General features: G+C 69.9%; 2 protein-coding genes. Both read right to left on the bottom strand.

Annotated elements, in window-relative coordinates; genetic code table 11:
- The coding region (locus VB737_RS07205) for a Tab2/Atab2 family RNA-binding protein (protein WP_500312237.1) at positions 1-132 on the bottom strand (132 nt) is incomplete at its 3' end.
- A partial coding sequence (locus tag VB737_RS07200; RefSeq protein WP_500312236.1) for a S1 RNA-binding domain-containing protein occupies positions 129-1,077 on the bottom strand: 949 nt, incomplete at its 5' end. The genes VB737_RS07200 and VB737_RS07205, both read right to left, overlap by 4 nt.

Raw genomic sequence — 1,077 nt, 5'->3', positions numbered from 1 at the left:
CGGCTGCAGACCCTCCGTCGAGCAGATCAGCAGCTTCCAGCGCTTCTTGCCATCGGCCTCCTGGATCGGCCTGGAGTAGTAATCGCGCTCCCAGTCCGGGCCGGGGGCCTGCACCGCTACCGCTGCGCTCATCCTGCGTCCTGTTCCTGCTGGCGCAGCAGCGAGCGGGCCCGGTGGGCCCGGTCCTCGGCCTCGGCCATCACGGTGTCCTTGGCGATCAGCAGCTCGCCGGGGGGACCTTCGAGCAGGGCGGTGTTGAGGGCGATGCGGCCCCGGGCGGGGTCGACGGCGGTGATCAGGGCCTTGAGGTGCTCACCCTGCTGGAACGCCTCGCGCAGATCCCTCAGGGCACCGCCGGTGATCGAAGACTGGTGCAGCAGGCCGCTGACGCCGCCCAGATCGACGAAGAAGCCGTAGGGCTTGATCGACACCACCTGGCCTTCCACCAGCTGCCCCACCTCCAGGGTGGCGAAACGGGCGGCGGTGGCAGCCCGCTTCTCGGAGAGCACCAGCTTGCGGGTCTCGGCATTGACCTCCAGGAAGGCGACGCCCAGGGTCTGGCCGACCAGGGCCTCGTGGTTCTCGCCCTCGTTCAGCTGGGAACGGGGGATGAAGCCGCGCAGGCCCTCGAGGTCGCAGGTGACACCGCCGCGGTTGAAGCCGTTGACCTTGACCTGCACCACCTTGCCCTCCTTCTCCAGCTGGCGCACCTTCTCCCAGCTCTGGCGCAGGGCCAGGGCGCGGGCGCTGATCGTCACCATGCCGTCGGCGTTCTGCTCGCGGGTGACGAGCACCTCGATCGGCAGCCCCTTCGGGAAGCGCTCCTTGAGGTTGGTGATCACCCCCAGGCCGCACTCGCTCTTGGGCATGAAACCGGGGGCCTTGCCGCCGATGTCCACATAGACACCGTCGCTCTCCATGCCGATCACCACCCCCTGGACCACCTCGCCGGTGGTGCCTACCGGGGCGTTCTCATCGAGGGCGGCGAGGAAGGCCTCCTCGTCGAAGTCGAAGTCGTCGACGGTGCGGGCCTGGCGCGAGGCCTCGCCGGGGGCGGCCTCGGCGGCGGCGGGGGCC

It is taken from the genome of Synechococcus sp. BA-120 BA3 (genome assembly GCF_034931285.1).
Classification (GTDB): Bacteria; Cyanobacteriota; Cyanobacteriia; order PCC-6307; family Cyanobiaceae; genus Cyanobium.
Note: the sequence above shows the minus strand (reverse complement) of the source record. Positions and strands in the feature narration are given on the sequence as shown.